The organism is Actinoplanes sp. KI2 (assembly GCF_025630775.1).
Lineage (GTDB): Bacteria > Actinomycetota > Actinomycetes > Mycobacteriales > Micromonosporaceae > Actinoplanes.
Window position 1 is genome coordinate 20,810 of the sequence record NZ_JAOSZE010000015.1, and the last position, 17,486, is coordinate 38,295.

Genomic DNA, 17,486 nt, shown 5'->3' on the forward strand with positions numbered 1-17,486 from the left:
ATCACCTTACGATTCTTTGGTGTTCACCGTTGTCCGTGCCTGTTTGCGGGACGGGGCCGGCGGCAGCCCGACCGCCGTGCTCGACGAGTCGCCGATGGCCGACGAGGAGCGCCGGTCGGTGCCCGGGCGGGCCGGCGCGTCCCATGCGGCCTTCGTCGCACCGGACGGGGCCGTCCGGTTCTTCACGTCCGAGGGTGAGTTGCCCGCCTGCGGCCACGGGACCGTGGCGGTGCTGGCGGTGCTCACCGAGCGGACCGGCCGGTCCGAGCACCTGCTGCGGGTTTCCGGCCGCACCTTCCGGGGCCGGGCGATGCCGATCGGCGGTGGCCTTTTCGACGCCGCTTTCGATCCCGGGGCCGTCACCACCCGCTCGCCCGATGACTCGGAGATATCCGCAATCCTCGCGGCGGTGGGAGCGGGGGATCGCGCCGGTGCCCGCGTCGCGACGCTCGGCCGCCCAAGAATGCTGCTGCCGATCGCCGATCGCGACGAACTTGCCGATCTGCGGCCCGATCTCGATCGATTGCGTGCGGCCACCGATCGATGCGGGTTCCTCGGCTGCTACGTCTACACGGTCCCGGACGCCGACGGCCGGGCGGCCGCTCGCATGTTCGCGCCGTCGATCGGCGTCCCCGAGGACATCGCCAATGCCAACAGCACCGCCTGCCTGGCCGCCCACCTCGGCGCCGACCTGCGCGTCGACATGGGCGACAGCCTCGGCAGCCCGGCCACGGTGACGGCCTCGGCCCAGCCGGGCGGCAGTGTTGTGGTCGGCGGCAGTGTCCTGGTCGGCGGGATCGCCGCGGTCACGAGCTGACCAGGCCGTCCTCGAAGGCGATGATCACCAGCTGGACCCGGTCGCGGACGCCGAGCTTCGCGATCGCCCGGGTGATGTGCGTCTTCGCGGTCAGCGGGCTGATCACCAGCTCCCGGGCGATCTCGTCGTTGGACAGCCCGGACGCGACCAGCCTGACCACCTCGCGCTCGCGGTCGGTCAGCACCGCCAGGCGATCGCCCCCGGCGGCGGCCGCCGGCACCGGCCGGTGCGCGAACTGACCGACCACCCGGCGGGTCACGCTCGGCGAGAGCAGCGCGTCCCCGCCAGCCACCACGCGGACCGCCTCGCGCAGGCGGTCGGGGCCGATCTCCTTGGTGAGGAAGCCGCTCGCCCCGGCCGCGAGCGCGGCGAACACGTACTCGTCGGTCTCGAACGTGGTCAGGATGACGATCCGGGTCTCCGGCAGTTCGGTCAGGATCAGTTTGGTCGCCGTGATGCCGTCCATGCCGGGCATCCGGATGTCCATCAGGATCACGTCCGGTCGCAGCTGCCGCGCCGCGCGGACCGCCTCGTCGCCGGTGGACGCCTCGCCGGCCACCGCGATGTCCCGGTCGCGCCGCAGCAGGCTGCGGAACCCGGCGCGCACGAGGTGCTGGTCGTCGGCGAGGAGGACGGAGATGGTCATCGTGGTGCCCTTTCGTCGGCGGCCGGGTGTGGATGCGGTCACGCCGCGATGGGGATGGTTGCCCGTACGGCGAAACCGGTCTTGCCCGGACCGGCCGTGAGCGCGCCGCCGAGCGCGGCCACCCGCTCACGCATGCCGGAGATGCCGTGGCCGTCGGCCATCGTCCCCGCGCCGGCCCCGTTGTCCTGCACGTCCACCACCACGCTGGCCGGCGCGTAGCGCACGGTCACCACGACCCGGCTCGCCCGCGCGTGCCGCACGGTGTTGGTCAGTGACTCCTGCACGACGCGGTAGACCGCGGTCGCCACCGGCGCGGGCACCTCGGCCCGGTCGCCGAACTCGTTGAGCGACACCTCGACGCCGGCCGCCCGCACCTGCTCGGCCAGCCGCTCCAAACCGTCCAGGTCGTCGATCGGCGCGCCCTCGCGCAGCACGCCGACCAGCGATTTCAGGTCGGTCATCGCCCGGCCGCGCACCTGCTGGGCGAGACGCAGCGACTCCTTCGCCTCGTCCGGGTCGGCGTCGAACGCGTCGAGCGCGACGTTCAGGTGCACGCCCACCACGGCGAGGGTGTGCGAGACGACGTCGTGCAGGTCGCGGGCGATCTCGACCCGCTCCTCCGCCTGGCGGCGCCGGGCGTCGATCTCCCGCTCGTGCTCGTCCTGCGCGAGCCGGTGGGCGACCTCCTCGCGCCAGCGCGCCGTGTTCCGGTACGCCGTGGCGGCGGCCAGCAGCGCGGCCATCCACAATGTCTCGCCGCCGACGTGCGCGAGCGCAAAGGTGCTCCCGCCGTGCTCGAGGTCGACGAAGCCGTCCCAGGCGAAGCCGTAGAGCAGCGCCAGGCCGGCGGTGATGGTGGCCGCGCGCAGCCGGCCCTGAAGCGCGAGCACGGCAGCCGCTGCGCTGGCCGGCCAGACCCAGCCCGATCCGATCAGTTCGGCGCCGCGCATGGCGACGATGCTCAGGATCGACACGATCAGCACCGTGAGCGGCCAACGCCGGACGAACAGGGCGAGCACCGCCAGCCAGACGGCCAGCGACATGGTCATCACGGTCTGCAGGTTTCCGCCGGTGATCGCGAGTCCGGCCGGAACCCCGACCAGGGTGAGGGCAACAGCGATTTTCGTCATGCCCCGGACGCTAATTTCGGCCGCGGCCGGCCCGCGTCGTCCCACGGCCGTCACTGTCATCGACGCCTCCCGACTACTCGCGTACACCTTTCGGTGTAGGCGACATCGATAAGGTAACCGGGTGACCGCCGCGGAACTACTCGCCGCTTCCCGACGCTTTACGCTCGCGCCCGGCCTCACCGACGAGGAGTTGGCGGCCATCGAGAAGGAGTTCGGGTTCTCGTTCGCCGCCGACCATCGCGGGTTCCTCGCCGCCGGCGTCCCGTTCGGCCGCGGCTGGCCCGATTGGCGCACCGCCGACCGGGCCGCGTTGCGATCGCTTCTGGCGCGGCCGATCGAGGGCGTGCTCTACGACGTCGGGCAAAATTCTTTCTGGTACGAGGGGTGGGGCCCCCGCCCGCCGTCGTCCGCGGACGCGGTCGCCGCGGCCCGCCGCTACCTGGTGACCGTCCCCCGGGTGATCCCGGTCTACGCGCACCGCTATCTGCCGGCCGGTCTGGCCGGCCATCCGGTGTTGTCGATCTATCAGACCGACGTGATCACGTACGGCAACGACCTGCTCGACTGGCTCAACCGGGAGTTCGGCCTGGGCTCACCGGCCGCCTCAGCCGTCCGCCCCAGCGTCGCCTTCTGGCGCGACCTGCTCTGAGGCCCGCTTGGCTCGGGCCCGCCGCTTGCCCTCGTGCATGGCCTGCACGCGGGCGACCGGGATGGTGTGCCCCTCCTCGACCAGCCCGGCGTCCAGCGCCTGCGGCGCCGGCATGTTCTCCGACCACGGATCGCGCTCGCCGAGCAGGCCGGGTGCACTGTGGATGGTGAAGTCCTCCGGCGTCACGTCGTCCAACTGGTCCCAGGCGAGCGGGAACGAGACGCGCAACCTCGGCCGGATCCGCGGGCTGTACGCGGCCACCACGGTCGCGCCGCCGGAGCGGGTCGCATCGAGGAACACCTTGCCGTGCCGGTCCTCCCGGATGAACGCGGTGGTCGCCAGCGCCGGGTCGAGCCGCTCGGCGCGGGCCGCCACCGCCCGGGTCGCCGCGGCCACGTCGTCGGCCGCCGACTTGCCGTCGAGCGGCACGAACACGTGCACGCCCTTGGAGCCGCTGGTCTTCACCGCGCCGGCCATGCCGATGTCGTCGAGCACCTGCTTGATCAGCCGGGCCGCCGCGACCACCGTGCCGAAGTCGCCACCCTCCGGCGGATCCAGATCCATGATGAGGTGGGTCGGGTGGTGGTCGCCGGCGTGCATCAGCGCCGGGTGGTACTCGATCGCCCGCTGGTTGCCGAACCAGAGCAGCGTCCGCCGGTCGTTGCACAGCGCGTAGCTGACGTTCCGGTGCGACGCCTCGGCCCACATCTCGGCGCGCGGCACCCAGTCCGGGGTGTACTTCGGCAGATTCTTCTGCATGAAGGCGTCCTGCCCGCGCAGCAGCCGGATCACCGACAGCGGCCGATCGCGCAGCACCGGCAGGATGCGCCCGCTGACCGCGTCGAGGTAGTCGATGAGGTCGCGCTTGGTCGCCTGGGCGCCGTCGAACAGCTCCTGGTCGAGGTTGGTCAGCGAGACGCCGTCCCGCTCCTCCTTGTCCGCCATGGCACCATCCTCGCGGATTTCCACCCCGGGTCGTAGCTCTACGCTCGTTCCATGCCGCTGCTGGGTGCCGCCGATCCGCTGCCGATCGTCCCGCGACGGGTGCTGGTGGCCGGCCCCTCCGGGTCGGGGAAGACCACGCTCGCCGCCCGGATCGCCGACGCGCTCGGCGCGCCGCACGTCGAGATCGACGGCCTCTTCCACGGACCGGGCTGGACCAGGCGCCCCACCTTCGAGGACGACGTCCACCGGTTCAGCGCCGCCCCGGCCTGGGTGACCGAGTGGCAGTACACAAGCGTGCGGGCCCACCTCGCCGACCAGGCCGACCTGCTGGTCTGGCTCGACCCGCCGACCGCCACGGTGATGCGGCAGGTCGTCCGGCGGACCGTCGTGCGCCGGCTGCGCCGCCGGCAGCTGTGGAACGGCAACGTCGAGCCGCCGCTGTGGACCGTGCTGACCGACCGCGACCACATCGTGCGGTGGGCGTGGCGGACCCGCGCCAAGACGGCGACGCGGGTCGAGGAACTGCGGCAGCGTCGCCCGGAGCTGCCCATCGTGCGGCTGCGAGGCCACGCCGCCGCGGACCGTTGGCTGCGCGGGCCGCTGCGGCGAGCTTGACGGGGTCCCTCGACCTGTCTGCGTCGTTGGCGCGGCGTCGTTGGCCCGTGTGCGACGCTGGCCCGGTGGAGTGGGTGCGGATCGCCGGCGCGCTGGGGCTCGGCCGCGTGCATGACTGTCAAGCGGTGACCAGCGGCGTGATGAATCTGAGCTGGCGGCTGACCACCGACGCCGGGACCTTCGCGGTCAAGCAGCTGCGCGATCGCACGCCCGACGAGATCCGGGTGGTCAACGACCTGCTGCCGAGGCTGGCCGGCGCGGGTTTTCCGGTGCCCACGCCGCGCGGCGATCCGGTGCAGGTCGACGGCAGCTGGTACGCCGCGACGGCCTGGCTGCACGGCGTACACCCGGAAGACGCCACCCTGCGCGACGATCTCGGTGAGCTGGTCGGACGCCTGCATGTCGCCTTGGCGACGCTCTGCCCGCCGGCGCCGCGGCGCCTGGCGGACGTCCCGGAAAGTGCCTTCAAAGCCATAAAAACCCTTGGTGTGTACGCCGACCGGCCGCCGGCCGACGATTTCGACCGTTCCGCGGCCAGGGAGATCGAGTGGCGTCGGGCGATGCTGGCCGAGCTGGCCGATCAGCGGCCGGCCGACGCGGAGCTGGCACCGTGCGGCTGGACCCACGGCGACCTGCAGCCGTTCAACCTGCTGGTGGACGCGGACGGGCGAGTCTGCGGCATTCTCGACTGGGACCGGCTCGGCGTGCGCCCCTACGGCCTCGAGGTGGTCCGCACGGCGACGATCGTGTACGGCCATTCGCTCGATCGGATCGCCGCGTTCGTCCGGGCCTACCGCGCGCATGTCCCGATCACCGACGCTCAGTTGGTCGACGCCGCCGACCGTCGATGGTGGACGCTGCTCACCGAGACCTGGCAACTGGAACGCCACTACGAGCACGACGATCGCAGCTGCGACCATCTGCTCGCCCGGCGCGGCGACTATCTGCGCTGGTGGACCGCCCACCGCGGGGAGATGACGGAGGCGCTCACAGCCGGGTGATCGCCGGCGGTAGCCCGCTCACGGCCGGGTGATGGCCGGCGGTAGCCCGCTCACAGCCGGGTGATCGCCGCGGCCGGCAGCACCATGAGCAGGGTCAGCACGATGTAGCCGCCGCCGAGGCCGAAGCGGCGGTTCTTGGTGGCGAGGACCGCGGCCGCGAACGGGCCGAGCAGGGTGAGGAAGGCCGCGAGGTCGAGCACGTTGTCGGTGTGACCGGGACCGGTCAGGCCGTAGATGAGCAGCAGCGGCACGGTCACCAGCCAGGCCAGCGTGATCGCGATCAGCCGCAGGTGCAGGTGGGTGCGGCGCGGGGCCTCGAGCGGATCTTTCTGCAGCGCGAAGGCCATCCGTGCGGCGAAGCCCTCGGCCGGCTGGTCCTCGGTGGTCACGGTTCGACCCTATGGGTCCGGGGCGGTCCGCGCCTCCTTCGTTATGGACAATTCACCCGCCCCGGCGCGCCGCGCACGGCGCGCCGGGACAACCGTGCTCAGCTCTTTACCGAGCCCGCCATCAGGCCGCCGATGAACCAGCGCCCGAGCAGCACGTACACGACCAGGGTGGGCAGCGACGTGATCAGCGCGCCGGCCATCGAGGCGGCGTAGTCGGGGGACTGCGCGCCGGCCAGGGCGTTGAGCGCGATCGTGATCGGCCCGTTCCGCGTGTTGGACAGGAAGATCGCGAACAGGTAGTCGTTCCACGCCGAGGTGAACTGCCAGATGATCGTCACGACGAAGCCGGGGATCGAGATCGGCAGGATGATCCAGCCGAACGTGCGCAGCAGGCCCGCGCCGTCCACCCGGGCCGCCTCGACCAGTTCCTCCGGCACCGTGGTGGCGTAGTAGTTCCGGAAGATCAGCGTGCAGATCGGGATGCCGTAGATGCAGTGCACGAACACCAGGGTGGGGATGCCCGGCGGGATCCCGAGGGTGGTGACGATGTCCCGCAGCGGGATCATGACGGCCTGGTACGGGATGAACATGCCGAACAGGATCAGCGTGAACACCACGTCGGCGCCGGGGAAGCGCCACCGGGAGAGCACGAAGCCGTTGGCCGCGCCGATCAGCGACGAGATGACGGCGACCGGGATGGCCAGCTGGAAGGTCCGGAAGAACGAGTCGCTCAGCGACGTCCAGGCCTTGGCCCAGGACACCGTGGTCCAGTGCTCGGGCAGATTCCATTGGCTGGTGACGCCGATGTCGCTGCCGCCCTTGAAGCTGGTCACGATCAGCACGTACATCGGCATCAGCACGATCAGCAGGAACAGGATCGCCAGCGCGTACTTGACGATCGAACCCGGGCCGAACGGGCGGCGGGTCTTTCGTTTGGGGACGAGCGACTCGACCGCGGCGGGCGGTGCGGCAACCGTGGTCATGAGTTCTTCTCCGCCCGGTTCGTGTAGATCAGGTAGGGCACGATGACCAGCGCGACCAGCACCAGCAACACGATCGAGATCGCCGCAGCCTTGGCGTAGTCGCTGGTGAGCAGCGTCTGCCAGACGTAGATCGCGGGCACCTCGGTGAGCCACTGCGGGCCCGAGACGCTCATGATCAGGTCGAACATCTTCATCGACATGTGGCCGATGATGATCAGCGCGGACAGCGCCACCGGGGTGAGCTGCGGGAAGATCACGTTCCGGTAGAGCCGGTAGGTGCTCGCGCCGTCGACCGCGGCGGCCTCCTTGAGCTCCTGCGGAATGCCGCGGAACCCGGCGAGGAACAGCGCCATCACGTACCCGGAGAGCTGCCAGATGGCCGGCATGGCCATCGCCGCCATGCCCCAGGTCGGGTTGGTCCACCATTTGTTCTGCAGGAAGTCGAGGTGCATCGCGGCGAACAGCGCGTTGATGCCGCCGGCGCCCTCACCCACGACGGGGTTCATCAGCCAGCGCCATACCACGCCGGAGGCGACGAAGCTGACCGCCATCGGGAACAGGTAAACCGTGCGGAAGAAGCCTTCGGCGCGTACCCCGCGTTCCAGGAGGAAGGCCCAGAGCAGGCCGAAGAACATGGTCCCGATCAGGAAGACCACCGTGAAGATCAGCAGGTTCTTCAGCGAGTGGGTGAACCGGTCCTGGATGTCGTTGGTGAACAGGTTCTTGTAGTTCTCGAGCCCGACGAAGCCCTTCGACCCCAGCGCGTCGTGCTGGTCCGAGACGGACAGCTTCGTGGTCCAGGCGATCAGGCCGTACACGAAGACGGCGAGCAGGATGAGCGAGGGGGAGAGCAGGAGCAAACCCGGTCCCCAGTGCCTCAGGCGGCGCATCAGGGCTCCTTTTTCAATGCACCCCGGGCGGGACGGCTGTTCGCCGCCCCGCCCGGGATCCGGAACAAAGAATTACTTACTTGCCATCACTTACTTGCCGAACTGCGCAGCTGCTGCGGCCATCGCCGTCTGCAGGGCGGCGACGTCCTGCTTGGTGGAGAAGGCGCCGAGCGCCGAGTTCGCCGCGCCCTGGAAGCCCTGCGAACAGCCCGAGCCGTGGGCGCAGGACGGAACCTGCTTGAAGGTCTTCCAGGCCGCCATGGCGTCCTGCTGGTACTTCGGGTAGTCGGCCGGCGACGCGTCGGTCCGCGCCGGGATCGAGCCCTTCTTGGTGTTGAAGGCCTTCTGGCCGTCGGCCGAGCCGACCGTCTTCAGCCAGCACTTGGTGCCGTCGACGTTCTTGGCGCCCTTCGGCAGCACGAACGAGTCGGCCAGCCACTGGTAGGTGTCGCCGTTGCCGGGGAAGGTGAAGTACCCGTAGTCGGCGAACTTCTTCGCGTCCATGTCGGCGGCTTCCCAGTCACCCATCAGCTGGTACGCGGCCTTGCCGTCCATGACCAGCTTCTCCGCGTCGGTCCAGTCCAGGGCGTCGCGGTCGGTGTTGGTGTAGGTCAGCAGCGTCTTGAAGTCGTTGATGCCCTTGGTGACGTCGGCGCCCTTCCAGTCGGTGGTGCCGTTCCACAGACCGGTGAACTTGTCCGGGCCCAGGTCGGTGATCAGCACCGACTCGAGCAGCATCAGCTGGGTCCAGTCCTTGCCGAGGGCCAGCGGGGTCTTGATGCCCTTGGCCTTCAGCTTGTCCAGGTCGGCGAGGAAGGTCGCCATGTCCTTCGGGTCCGCGGTGATGCCGGCGTCCGCGACGACCTTCTTGTTCGTCCAGACGACGTTGGCCCGGTGGATGTTCGCCGGGACCGAGTAGATCTTGCCGTCGATCGTCAGGTTGTCGATCAGGCCCTGCGGGAACGCGGACTTGAGGCCCCACGTCGCGTAGTCGGCGCTGATGTCCTCGATCTGGCCGGCCTTGATGTAGTCCTTCAGCTCGGCGCCGGCGTGCGCCTGGAAGGTGTCCGGCGGGTCGTTCGTCTGCAGGCGGGAGGCGAGCACCTGCTTGGCGTTCGCGCCCGCGCCACCCGCGACGGCGCCGTTCACGAACTCCTGGCCGGCGCAGTCCTTGCCGAACTGCGCGACGAGGCCGTCGAGGCCGGCCTTCTCGCCGCCGTCGGCCCACCACGTGAAGACTTCCACCTTCTTGGAGCCGGAGCCGCTGCCGCCCTTGTCGTCGCTCGACCCACAGGCCGCGACCGTCAGCAGCGCGGCGACTCCGACAACGGCCACTGCGGCCCGTCGAGTGAAGCGCATAGGAATCTCCCATCGAGAGATTGACATCGTTGTCAAATACGTCGGGGAGTACCGTGCCGCCTGAACCGCACACATGTCAACGGCTGTTTCCGTGTCGTTACGTGCGGACCTTTGTGTTCAGTGTGGTGAACGTTCACCTGAGCCGCGGGCGATGATCGATGTCGAGATGACGATCGTTCGAGCTGGGCCAGTATGCCCGGAGATCCTCTCGTACGCGAGCCGTGCGGCCTCTCGTCCGATTGCGCTCATGTCGTGCGCGACCACGGTGATGCCGAGGACGTCCGCGAGATCGAAGTCGTCGAATCCGACCAGCGCCGGGGGTGTTGCCCGGTCACTTTCCTGGTTTCTTTGCTGGTCACGCAGGGCGCGCAGGGCGCCGGTGGTGAGCCGGTTGTTGGTCGTGAAGATCGCGGTGGGTGGTGGGTCCAGCGCCAGAAGTTCCCGTACGGTTCGTTCCGCGTGCCGCACATCGTGCACATCCGTGCGCAAATACGGCTCCCAGGCGTCGTTGCCGGCGGCCCGCATCGCGCCGACGAACCCGTCGATCCGGCCCTTCTGCGGAGCCATATGCCGCAGATCGGACACCAGGGCGATCCGCCGGTGGCCGCCGGCCAGCAGATGCTCGCCGGCCGAGCGCGCGCCGCCGGCGTTGTCGATCAGCACCGCGTCGGCCGAGAGACCGTCCGGCGGCCGGTCCAGGAACACGAACGGCACGCCGCGGTTGCCCTCGATCGCGAGGTACCCGTGGTCGTCGGCGCTCGGGATGACCAGCAGCGCGCGGACCCGCCGCTCCAGGAAGGCGTCCACCAGGCTGCGCTCCAGCTCGGCGTCCTCGTCGTTGTTCGCGGTGATCAGCAGCAGGCCGTGCTGGCGCAGCTCGCGCTCGATCCCGCTGGCCACCGCCGAGTAGAACGGGTTCGCCAGATCGCCGCTGACCAACCCGACCAGCGAACTGGTGGCACCCCGGCGCAGCTCCCGGGCGATACCGTTGAGGCGGTAGCCGAGCGTGTCGGCGGCGTCGCGCACCCGGCGGCCGGTCGAGGGCGCGACGTTCGGCTCGCGGTTGAGCGCACGGGAGGCGGTCTTGAGGCTGACCCCCGCGAGAGCGGCCACCTCGGTCAATGTCGGCCGGCGGACGTTGGCATCGTCGGCGGGCATGGCGCTCCGAGGGCTAGTGCGGTGGGATCGGCTCACAGTATGACATCGATGTCGCCTTTGCCTACCAGGTCGGTTGTTCGACTTTGTGCGTTTGTCGTCGGGTCCTTCGATCGGGGTACGTCAAACGGGCCATAGCTGTTTGTCGATCAACGTGGCCACAATCGTGCCCATGACCGCCCCCGGCAACTCAGCTCTGGTCATCAGCCTGATGGCCGTCTTCGTAGCCTGCGCGGCCTACGCCATCGGTCGCCTGCACCAGAGGCGCCAGATGGACGGGGACCGCGAGGACGCGTACCGGGAGGGGTACGACAACGCCGCCCGCAGCACGTTCAGCCTGGCCGCGCACCTGGTAGCCCGCCGCCGGGCCGGTCGGCCGACGGCGGATCCCGCGGCCGCACCGGAAGCGCCGACCGCTGAGCCGGCCGCATCCGCGCCGTCTGTCGCTTCGCCCACGCCCGGAAATCCGGCCGGGCCGCCGGCGGCGCAGGCCGACCCGGCGTCGTCGGGCTCACGTCTGGGCATGGCCGCGGGTGAGGTGCGGTTTCCCGCGCCGGCGCAGCGTCAGGCGTTGGCCGGGCCGTCTGAGGGGTCGGCCGGGCCGTTGCAGGGGTCGGCTGGGCCGTTGGAGGCGTCGGCAGGCCCGTTCCAGGCGCCGGCTGGGCCGTTGCAGGCGTCGGGCGGTCCGTCGCAGGCGTCGGCCGGTCCGTTGCAGGCGTCGGCCGCGCCCGGAGTGGCGCCGTGGCCGCCGGCCCGCCATTCGTTGCCGCCCTCGGAGCAGAACGCGACGTCACTCGGCTTCCCCGTCCCGCCGCCCGCGCCACCCCAGATCGTCGGCGAGCCGGCCGCGTTCGGCGGTGTCGTCTACCGCCCGTTCCCCGACCCGCGCCTGACCGGCAACTCCCAGCCGTTCTCCGCCGACCGCGCCGCCAGGCCCGCAGCGCCGTCCGCCCGCAAGCCCTCCCCGCGGCGACCTTCCTCGATCCCGTCCGCCCCGGTGCCGCCCACCTCGCACGTCTCGTCCTCGGCCGGCTCGCAGGCCTCGTCCTCGCCCGCCGTGCGCGTTCCTTCCTCCCAGGTCTCCTCTTCGACCTCTTCCTCGATGTCGGCGTCACCGCCCGGTATCTCCGAAATATCGGCTTCGGCCGAGCCGACGGTTCCGTTGGGGCCGGCACCGGAACCTGCGGCCACGGCGGAGGAGGCCGAACCGGAGTCGACCGGGCGGCACACCGTGCCCGACGAACTGGTGCGTTCCGCCACCTACCGACTGCCGCCCGATCGGGTGTTTCGCGCCAAGGTCCCGGAGTCCACCGACCGGCCTGCGCTGGCCGAGGAGCCGACCACCGCGATCTGGGTGCCCAAGCCGCGTCAGTCCTGATCAAGCCGGCCGAAAAGTGTCGTACCTCCGGCGTAGCTTTCCCGCATGGTCACCGTCGACGACGTGCGCAAGGTCTGTCGCGACCTGCCGCGCAGCGAGGAACATCTGATCCGCGACCGCGTCAAGTTCCGGGTGGGAAAGATTGTCTATGTCGCGTTCTCCCGCGACGAGACGGTCATGGGCTTCGGGTTCTCCAAAGAGGAACGCATGGCCCTGGTCGCGGCCGACCCGGGCACGTTCCATCTGCCGCGCCAGTCCGACCTCCGGTTCAACTGGGTGCAGGCGTGGATGTCCGAGCTGGACGAAGACCAGATGACCGAGCTGGTCCTCGACGCGTGGCGCATGGTCGTGCCGAAAAAGGTGTGGTCGGCCTACCTCCCACGGCTGGCTTAGCCATCGTGGCGGGCGTCGTCGTGATGCGGGGCCATCGTGGACGGCCTGTCATCGCAACGTTGGGCCGGCGGGCGCCGCAGTTGGGCGGCGGTCAGAAAGCCGGCGCACGCGGGCGGTCACGAGGGGAAGCCGTGCGGGCCGAAGCGGGCCCATGCGACCAGGGCGGCGAGAGCCAGCAGGGTGAGGTTGATCGCGAGCGGTTGCCGTTCGTGCAGGCGCAGGTGGGTGACGATCGCGCCGGTCATGAGCAGCACCAGGCCGGTGGCGGCCAGCGGGACGAGGATCGGGGCGATGCCCAGGGCGGCGGGGACGATCAGGCCGATCGCGGCCAGCACTTCGGCCACGCCGATCGCCTTCACGCCGGGGGTGCTGAAGTGGTCGGCCCAGCGCATCGTCCTGGCCAGGTTCGCGCGGGAGGTGGCCAGCTTTTGCACGCCGCTGGCCAGAAACAGGACAGCGAGGACCGCGGCGACGATCCAGAGAGCGATGTTCATGCGGGTTCGACGAACGGGGGGCTTGGATTGTGAGGGGGAGTGACGACCTCACGGTTCGGGGCGGTGTTTCGTCGAAGTGGTGTGGAAGAGGTCATGAGCGAACGACGGCAGCTGATCAACGTGGCGTACCGGTTACTCGGGTCCCTCGCCGACGCCGAGGACGTGGTGCAGGAGACGTACGCCCGCTGGTATGCCCTGACCCCGGCGCAGCGGGACGTCATCGAGAACCCGATCGCCTGGATGACGACGGTCGCCAGCCGGGTCTGCCTCGACCTGCTGGGCTCGGCCCGGATGCGTCGCGAGCGCTACGTCGGCGAGTGGCTGCCCGAGCCGGTGCCGCAGGCGTCGGAGTGGAGCACGACCGGCACGCCCGCCGACCCGGCCGACCGGATCACCCTGGACGAGTCGGTCAACATGGCGTTTCTCGTCGTGCTCGAGTCGATGACCTCGGCGGAGCGGGTCGCGTTCATCCTGCACGACGTCTTCCGGTACTCGTTCGCGGAAGTCGCCGAGATTGTCGGGCGCAGCCCGGCAGCGTGCCGGCAACTCGCGTCGTCGGCGCGCCGCCGGGTCGGTGGGTCGCCGCCGCCCGTCCCGCCGGCCGGGCGCAACGGCGCGATCGTCCGCGACTTCAAGCGGGCGTGGGAGGCCCGTGACATCGATGGCCTGATCGCGGTGCTCGACCCGAACGCGCGGGCGGTCGCCGACGGCGGCGGGCTGGTGCGGGCGAGACTCGAGCCGATCGAGGGCGCCGAGGCGGTCGCCCGCGGGTTGCTCGAGGTGGTCAACGCGACCCCCGGCCTGGTCATGCTGGAGCGGACGGTGAACGGCCAGCCCGGCCTGGTCCTGCAACAGGGCGGCGTCACCGGCACGGTCATGGCGTTCGAGATCGCCGACGATCGCATCCTCCGAATCTGGGCGGTGCGCAACCCGGAGAAGCTGCGCCCCTGGACGCATCTCTGACCGCCCAGCCGATCGCCGTCCCGAGTCGGCGGGTGGGCGGGTGCTCGGGCGCCGCGGGGTGGGCGGGCGCCGCGGGGTGAGCGGGTGCTGCGGGGTGAGCGGGTGCTGCGGGGTGAGCGGGTGCTGCGGGGTGAGCGGGTGCTGCGGGGTGAGCGGGTGCTGCGGGGTGAGCGGGTGCTGCGGGGTGAGCGGGCGCTGCGGGGTGAGCGGGCGCTGCGGGGTGAGCGGGCGCTGCGGGGTGAGCGGGCGCCGCGGGGTGAGCGGGCGCCGCGGGGTGAGCGGGCGCCGCGGGGGAGCGGATGCCCGGGCCGTTGGCGGGTGAGCCGATGCCCGGCCGTCGGTGGGTGAGCGGATGGCGCCCTTGGATGGCCGCCCGGCACGCGGGAAGCGGAAAGTAACCGGCGCGGTGATTCGCCGCGCCTGATTCGCGTGTAGCGTGCCGTCGCCGGTGTCGCAAACCGGCGGTCGCCCGAGGGCGACCCGGCACGGCGACCTCGGGAGAATCGTTGCGGGACGAAGAAGACGTTTCCACCGCCTCGGCGATTCCCGCGCCACGCACGCCGGCCGACGAAAGCATCGCGCCACCGACCGATGAGAGCGTCGCACCGCCGACCAACCGGAGCATCGCCCCACCGGCCGTCGAGGGCGTCGTGCTGCCGGCGGACCGGAGCATCGCCCCGCCGGCCGTCGAGGACGTTGTGCTGCCGGCTGTCGAGGGCGCCACGTCATCGGCCGAGCCGAGAGTCGGGCCGCCGGCTGATAACGACGTCGCGCTGCGAGCTGACAACGAGGTCGCGCTACCGGCCGTCAACGAGGTCGCGCTGCCGGCTGACATCGAGGTCGCGCTGCCTGCTGGCGCGGGTGGCACGCTGCCCGCTGTCGGGGGTCGCCCGCTGCCGGCCGCCCCGAGCGTCGCGCCGCCGGCCGGGCCGATTGCCCCGGCGCCGATCTGGCCGGGGCAGGGGGCGCCCGGATATGTCGTGCCCGCCCGGTGGGGCTTCGCGTACGGCGGGCCGCCCGCAAGCTATGGGCCGCCCGCAAGCTATGGGCCGCCCGCAAGCTTTGGGCCGCCCCCGGGCTACGGGCCGCCCGCCGGCTACGGGCCGCTCGGTTGGGCACCGCCCGCCCGTACTCCCGAAGCCGACGCCGCCCGGCAGCTGGGCCGATGGCTCCTGGCCGTCGTCGCGGTCCTGTTGGTCGCCTTTGCCGCGCTGCTCGTCGTGGTCGGCGAAAGCGGCGAGGAGGCCCGCCGCGGGTCCGGCAACACCGTCCAGGTGATGGGCACGCCGACGCCGACCCCGTCCACGTCGGAGTCCGACGAGCCGCCCCCCGGCGACACCCCGTTCGACAACGCGGTCCTCGCGCTCCAACGGCACGCGGACGCCCTGCTCGCCGGCGACGAGACCGGCTGGATGGCGGCGGTCGACCCGGGCAACGCCGAGCTGACCACCCGCTACCGGGCGCTCTATCGGACGATGCGGGCGCTGGGGATCACCGAGTTCTCCTACGCGCCCGGGATCAGCGTGCCCGATGCGAAGGATCCGGCCGCGATCACCTTTCCGGTCCGGGCCGACTACTGCTTCGGGGCGGACACCTGCGCGACCGGGTCACCGGCCGGAATCAACCAGTCGCTGACCATGAAGGAGATCGGCGGCCGGTACGTGATCACCGCAGCCGTGGCCGACCCCGACTCGGACTACGCCGAGCCCACCCCCTGGGAGGACGGCAAGATGGTCTTCACGGCGGGCCGGCAGGTGGTTGTCGGCGCCGACCCGAGCGAGGCGGGCTACGTCAAGACCGTGCTGCCGGCCGCCGAGCGGGCCGCGGCCGCGGACGAGCTGTTCGCCACGATGCTGCACGCCAAGCAGAACCGGTACCGGATCTACCTGGCCGGCGAGAAGCAGTGGAAGGCCTGGTTCGGCGGGCTGGCGTCGTGGGCGGTCGGCGTGGCCATGCCGATCAGCCGGTCCGGCTATGACGTGGTGCTGCGGGTACGCGAGCTGAAGTCCCCCGTCGAGCTGCGGGTCACACTCCAGCACGAGTTCGGCCACGTGATCACCCTGACCGGCTCGACGACGTACCGCATGTCCAACCAGTGGCTGAGCGAGGGCGTCGCCGAGTACATCGGCTGGTCGCCGAAGCACGCGAACCAGAGCTACCGGCGGGACAGCGTCGAGTGGGCGATCCAACGCAAGCGGCTCACCTCGATGGTCCCCGCCGCGCCGGGGGCGAAAGCGTCGCTGCGCGAGGGCGACGCCTACTACGGCCTCAGCCACTTCGCGGTGGACTGCATGGCCCAGAAGTACGGGCTGGCCACCATGTTCCGCTTCGTGCAGCTCGTGCTGGTGCGCGGCGAGGAGTGGGACGCGGCGGCCAAGGAGGCGTACCACCAGCCGTTCGCCAAGGTCGACCAGTTCTGCGCCGGCTGGATCAGGACGCAGGCCTAGGAACGGGCCAGGCCGCCCGCATCTCCGCGAGAAACAGCGCGGGCTGCTCAAACGCGGCGAAATGTCCACCCCGGGGTGGCTCGTTCCAGTAGCGAATGTTCGGGAAGCGGCGGGCGGCCCAGCGGCGGGACGGTCGCGGGTTCTCCCTCGGAAAGATCGAGCAGGCGGTCGGCACCCCGATGACGTCGGTCGTGCCGTCCCGGAACAGCGCCTGCACCTCGGCGAAGCTTTCCCGATAGAGCCGGGCCGCGGACGCGCCGGTCGCCGGGAGCCAGTAGAGCATCAGGTTGTCGAGGAAGCGGTCACGGTCGACCTCGCCGTCGGCCCAGGCGCGGAACTTCTCGGCGATCCACGTGCACAGCGCGGCCGGCGAGTCGACCAGGCCGTAGCCGATCGTCTGTGGCCGGGTGGCCTGCACGAACGAGTAGCCGTCCCCGTCGGCGGCCGCTCGCAGGTCGGCGATCGCGGTGCGCTCGGCGTCGGTCAGGTCGTTGAGCGTGGCCGGGTCGGGGGCGACCAGCGGCGGCATGAGGTGGATGCCGACCAGCCGCTCGGGGTGACGGGTCGCGAGGGCGGTGCTGACGCTCGTCCCCCAGTCGTGGCCCTGCGCGATGAACCGCACATATCCCAGGCGGGTCATCAACTCGGCCCACGCGTCGGCGATGCGATGCACCGTCCAGCCGGGACCGGCCGGCTTGTCGCTGAAGCCGTACCCCGGCAGCGACGGGCACACCACGTGAGAGGCCGGCAGGCCCGGCGGCGGATCGGCGAGCGGCCCCACCACCTCGGCGAACTCGGCCACCGACCCCGGCCACCCGTGCGTGAGCACCAGCGGCGTCGCGTCAGCCCGCGCCGAGCGCACGTGGACAAAGTGGATGCCCAGCCCGTCGATCACCGTTCGGAACTGCGGATGCCTGTTCAGCCGCGCCTCGGCCGCCGCAAAGTCATATCCGTCGGCCCAATAGGAGCAAAGCTCTCGCGCGTACGCCAAGGGAGTTCCCTGCTCCCAGCCGCCCGTGGTCGCCTCCTCCGGCCATCGGGTGCGCCCAGCCGCTCCCGCAGATCCGCCACAGCGTCAGCACCGACCCGCACCCGAAACCCGTCGATCACGGCCGTCCCGCCGCACCGAAAGCGCCCGCGACAAGCGGCCGCCTGACCGTGGTGGCCCCCGTGCCCGGCCCGGGAGCCGAGACCGAAATCGGCCGCGCTGCCGGGCGGGAACGCGGCGCCGG

19 protein-coding genes are annotated in these 17,486 nt (G+C 71.0%); 9 read left to right on the forward strand and 10 right to left on the reverse strand.

Annotated elements, in window-relative coordinates:
* The first annotated feature begins 19 nt into the window (after positions 1 to 19).
* Positions 20 to 817, forward strand: coding sequence for a PhzF family phenazine biosynthesis protein (locus tag ODJ79_RS17165; RefSeq protein ID WP_263024471.1), 798 nt, complete (start codon positions 20 to 22; stop codon positions 815 to 817).
* Here ODJ79_RS17165 and ODJ79_RS17170 read toward each other — a convergent pair.
* Together ODJ79_RS17170 and ODJ79_RS17175 are read right to left on the reverse strand one after the other, a co-directional pair.
* Positions 807 to 1,463, reverse strand: coding sequence for a response regulator transcription factor (locus ODJ79_RS17170; protein WP_263024472.1), 657 nt, complete (start codon positions 1,461 to 1,463; stop codon positions 807 to 809). The genes ODJ79_RS17165 and ODJ79_RS17170 overlap by 11 nt on opposite strands.
* 38 nt (positions 1,464 to 1,501) lie before the next feature.
* A complete protein-coding gene (locus ODJ79_RS17175; protein ID WP_263024473.1) occupies positions 1,502 to 2,593 on the reverse strand; it encodes a sensor histidine kinase in 1,092 nt (363 codons plus the stop codon).
* A gap of 121 nt (positions 2,594 to 2,714) precedes the next feature.
* On the opposite strand from ODJ79_RS17175, the gene ODJ79_RS17180 reads away from it, so the two are divergent.
* Complete coding sequence (locus ODJ79_RS17180) at positions 2,715 to 3,242, forward strand: hypothetical protein (RefSeq protein WP_263024474.1); 528 nt, start codon at positions 2,715 to 2,717, stop codon at positions 3,240 to 3,242.
* Here the strand turns inward: ODJ79_RS17180 and ligD are convergent.
* Entirely contained in the window at positions 3,198 to 4,187 is a 990-nt protein-coding gene (gene ligD, locus ODJ79_RS17185) for a non-homologous end-joining DNA ligase (protein ID WP_263024475.1), read from the reverse strand. The genes ODJ79_RS17180 and ligD overlap by 45 nt on opposite strands.
* A gap of 51 nt (positions 4,188 to 4,238) precedes the next feature.
* On the opposite strand from ligD, the gene ODJ79_RS17190 reads away from it, so the two are divergent.
* Both ODJ79_RS17190 and ODJ79_RS17195 read left to right on the forward strand, forming a co-directional pair.
* Entirely contained in the window at positions 4,239 to 4,802 is a 564-nt protein-coding gene (locus ODJ79_RS17190) for an AAA family ATPase (RefSeq protein ID WP_263024476.1), read from the forward strand.
* Between the two features lie 65 nt (positions 4,803 to 4,867).
* A complete protein-coding gene (locus tag ODJ79_RS17195) occupies positions 4,868 to 5,803 on the forward strand; it encodes a phosphotransferase (RefSeq protein ID WP_263024477.1) in 936 nt (311 codons plus the stop codon).
* 50 nt (positions 5,804 to 5,853) lie between these two features.
* On the opposite strand, the gene ODJ79_RS17200 is transcribed toward ODJ79_RS17195, so the two are convergent.
* The 5 genes from ODJ79_RS17200 to ODJ79_RS17220 form a co-directional block, all read right to left on the reverse strand.
* Positions 5,854 to 6,192, reverse strand: coding sequence for a hypothetical protein (locus ODJ79_RS17200; protein WP_263024478.1), 339 nt, complete (start codon positions 6,190 to 6,192; stop codon positions 5,854 to 5,856).
* A 98-nt stretch (positions 6,193 to 6,290) separates the two neighbouring features.
* Positions 6,291 to 7,046, reverse strand: coding sequence for a carbohydrate ABC transporter permease (locus ODJ79_RS17205; RefSeq protein ID WP_411267337.1), 756 nt, complete (start codon positions 7,044 to 7,046; stop codon positions 6,291 to 6,293).
* A gap of 125 nt (positions 7,047 to 7,171) precedes the next feature.
* Positions 7,172 to 8,065: a carbohydrate ABC transporter permease gene (locus ODJ79_RS17210; RefSeq protein WP_411267329.1), complete on the reverse strand. Its 894-nt coding sequence runs from the start codon at positions 8,063 to 8,065 to the stop codon at positions 7,172 to 7,174.
* Between the two features lie 90 nt (positions 8,066 to 8,155).
* Entirely contained in the window at positions 8,156 to 9,424 is a 1,269-nt protein-coding gene (locus ODJ79_RS17215; RefSeq protein WP_263024480.1) for an ABC transporter substrate-binding protein, read from the reverse strand.
* A gap of 117 nt (positions 9,425 to 9,541) precedes the next feature.
* Positions 9,542 to 10,582 (reverse strand): LacI family DNA-binding transcriptional regulator, encoded by a 1,041-nt coding sequence (locus ODJ79_RS17220; protein WP_263024481.1) that lies wholly within the window; start codon positions 10,580 to 10,582, stop codon positions 9,542 to 9,544.
* Positions 10,583 to 10,751: 169 nt separating this feature from the next.
* Between ODJ79_RS17220 and ODJ79_RS17225 the strand changes: the two genes are divergently transcribed.
* A complete protein-coding gene (locus tag ODJ79_RS17225; RefSeq protein WP_263024482.1) occupies positions 10,752 to 11,957 on the forward strand; it encodes a hypothetical protein in 1,206 nt (401 codons plus the stop codon).
* Between the two features lie 45 nt (positions 11,958 to 12,002).
* Positions 12,003 to 12,350 (forward strand): MmcQ/YjbR family DNA-binding protein, encoded by a 348-nt coding sequence (locus ODJ79_RS17230; protein WP_263024483.1) that lies wholly within the window; start codon positions 12,003 to 12,005, stop codon positions 12,348 to 12,350.
* A gap of 116 nt (positions 12,351 to 12,466) precedes the next feature.
* Here ODJ79_RS17230 and ODJ79_RS17235 read toward each other — a convergent pair whose 3' ends face one another.
* On the reverse strand, positions 12,467 to 12,844 hold the full coding sequence (locus ODJ79_RS17235) for a DoxX family protein (protein ID WP_263024484.1): 378 nt from the start codon (positions 12,842 to 12,844) through the stop codon (positions 12,467 to 12,469).
* Positions 12,845 to 12,937: 93 nt separating this feature from the next.
* On the opposite strand from ODJ79_RS17235, the gene sigJ reads away from it, so the two are divergent.
* The 3 genes from sigJ to ODJ79_RS17250 all read left to right on the forward strand — a co-directional run bounded on the left by sigJ (position 12,938) and on the right by ODJ79_RS17250 (position 16,254).
* The gene (sigJ, locus tag ODJ79_RS17240; RefSeq protein ID WP_263024485.1) at positions 12,938 to 13,807 is read left to right on the forward strand and encodes an RNA polymerase sigma factor SigJ; all 870 of its coding nucleotides are present in this window, start codon (positions 12,938 to 12,940) and stop codon (positions 13,805 to 13,807) included.
* 84 nt (positions 13,808 to 13,891) lie between these two features.
* A complete protein-coding gene (locus ODJ79_RS17245) occupies positions 13,892 to 14,155 on the forward strand; it encodes a hypothetical protein (protein ID WP_263024486.1) in 264 nt (87 codons plus the stop codon).
* A 158-nt stretch (positions 14,156 to 14,313) separates the two neighbouring features.
* Entirely contained in the window at positions 14,314 to 16,254 is a 1,941-nt protein-coding gene (locus ODJ79_RS17250; protein WP_263024487.1) for a hypothetical protein, read from the forward strand.
* Here ODJ79_RS17250 and ODJ79_RS17255 read toward each other — a convergent pair.
* Positions 16,238 to 17,245 carry an epoxide hydrolase family protein gene (locus ODJ79_RS17255; protein WP_263024488.1) on the reverse strand — a complete coding sequence of 336 codons (1,008 nt, stop codon included), beginning with the start codon at positions 17,243 to 17,245 and terminating at the stop codon, positions 16,238 to 16,240. The genes ODJ79_RS17250 and ODJ79_RS17255 overlap by 17 nt on opposite strands.
* Positions 17,246 to 17,486: the final 241 nt, after the last annotated feature.

Coding starts and splice junctions, on each gene's coding strand:
- ODJ79_RS17205 (WP_411267337.1), bottom strand. CDS start 7,046: ATGCCGATGTACGTGCTGATCGTGACCAGCTTCAAGGGCGGCAGCGAC.
- ODJ79_RS17190 (WP_263024476.1), top strand. CDS start 4,239: ATGCCGCTGCTGGGTGCCGCCGATCCGCTGCCGATCGTCCCGCGACGG.
- ligD (WP_263024475.1), bottom strand. CDS start 4,187: ATGGCGGACAAGGAGGAGCGGGACGGCGTCTCGCTGACCAACCTCGAC.
- sigJ (WP_263024485.1), top strand. CDS start 12,938: ATGAGCGAACGACGGCAGCTGATCAACGTGGCGTACCGGTTACTCGGG.
- ODJ79_RS17215 (WP_263024480.1), bottom strand. CDS start 9,424: ATGCGCTTCACTCGACGGGCCGCAGTGGCCGTTGTCGGAGTCGCCGCG.
- ODJ79_RS17225 (WP_263024482.1), top strand. CDS start 10,752: ATGACCGCCCCCGGCAACTCAGCTCTGGTCATCAGCCTGATGGCCGTC.
- ODJ79_RS17210 (WP_411267329.1), bottom strand. CDS start 8,065: ATGCGCCGCCTGAGGCACTGGGGACCGGGTTTGCTCCTGCTCTCCCCC.
- ODJ79_RS17220 (WP_263024481.1), bottom strand. CDS start 10,582: ATGCCCGCCGACGATGCCAACGTCCGCCGGCCGACATTGACCGAGGTG.
- ODJ79_RS17230 (WP_263024483.1), top strand. CDS start 12,003: ATGGTCACCGTCGACGACGTGCGCAAGGTCTGTCGCGACCTGCCGCGC.
- ODJ79_RS17235 (WP_263024484.1), bottom strand. CDS start 12,844: ATGAACATCGCTCTCTGGATCGTCGCCGCGGTCCTCGCTGTCCTGTTT.
- ODJ79_RS17175 (WP_263024473.1), bottom strand. CDS start 2,593: ATGACGAAAATCGCTGTTGCCCTCACCCTGGTCGGGGTTCCGGCCGGA.
- ODJ79_RS17170 (WP_263024472.1), bottom strand. CDS start 1,463: ATGACCATCTCCGTCCTCCTCGCCGACGACCAGCACCTCGTGCGCGCC.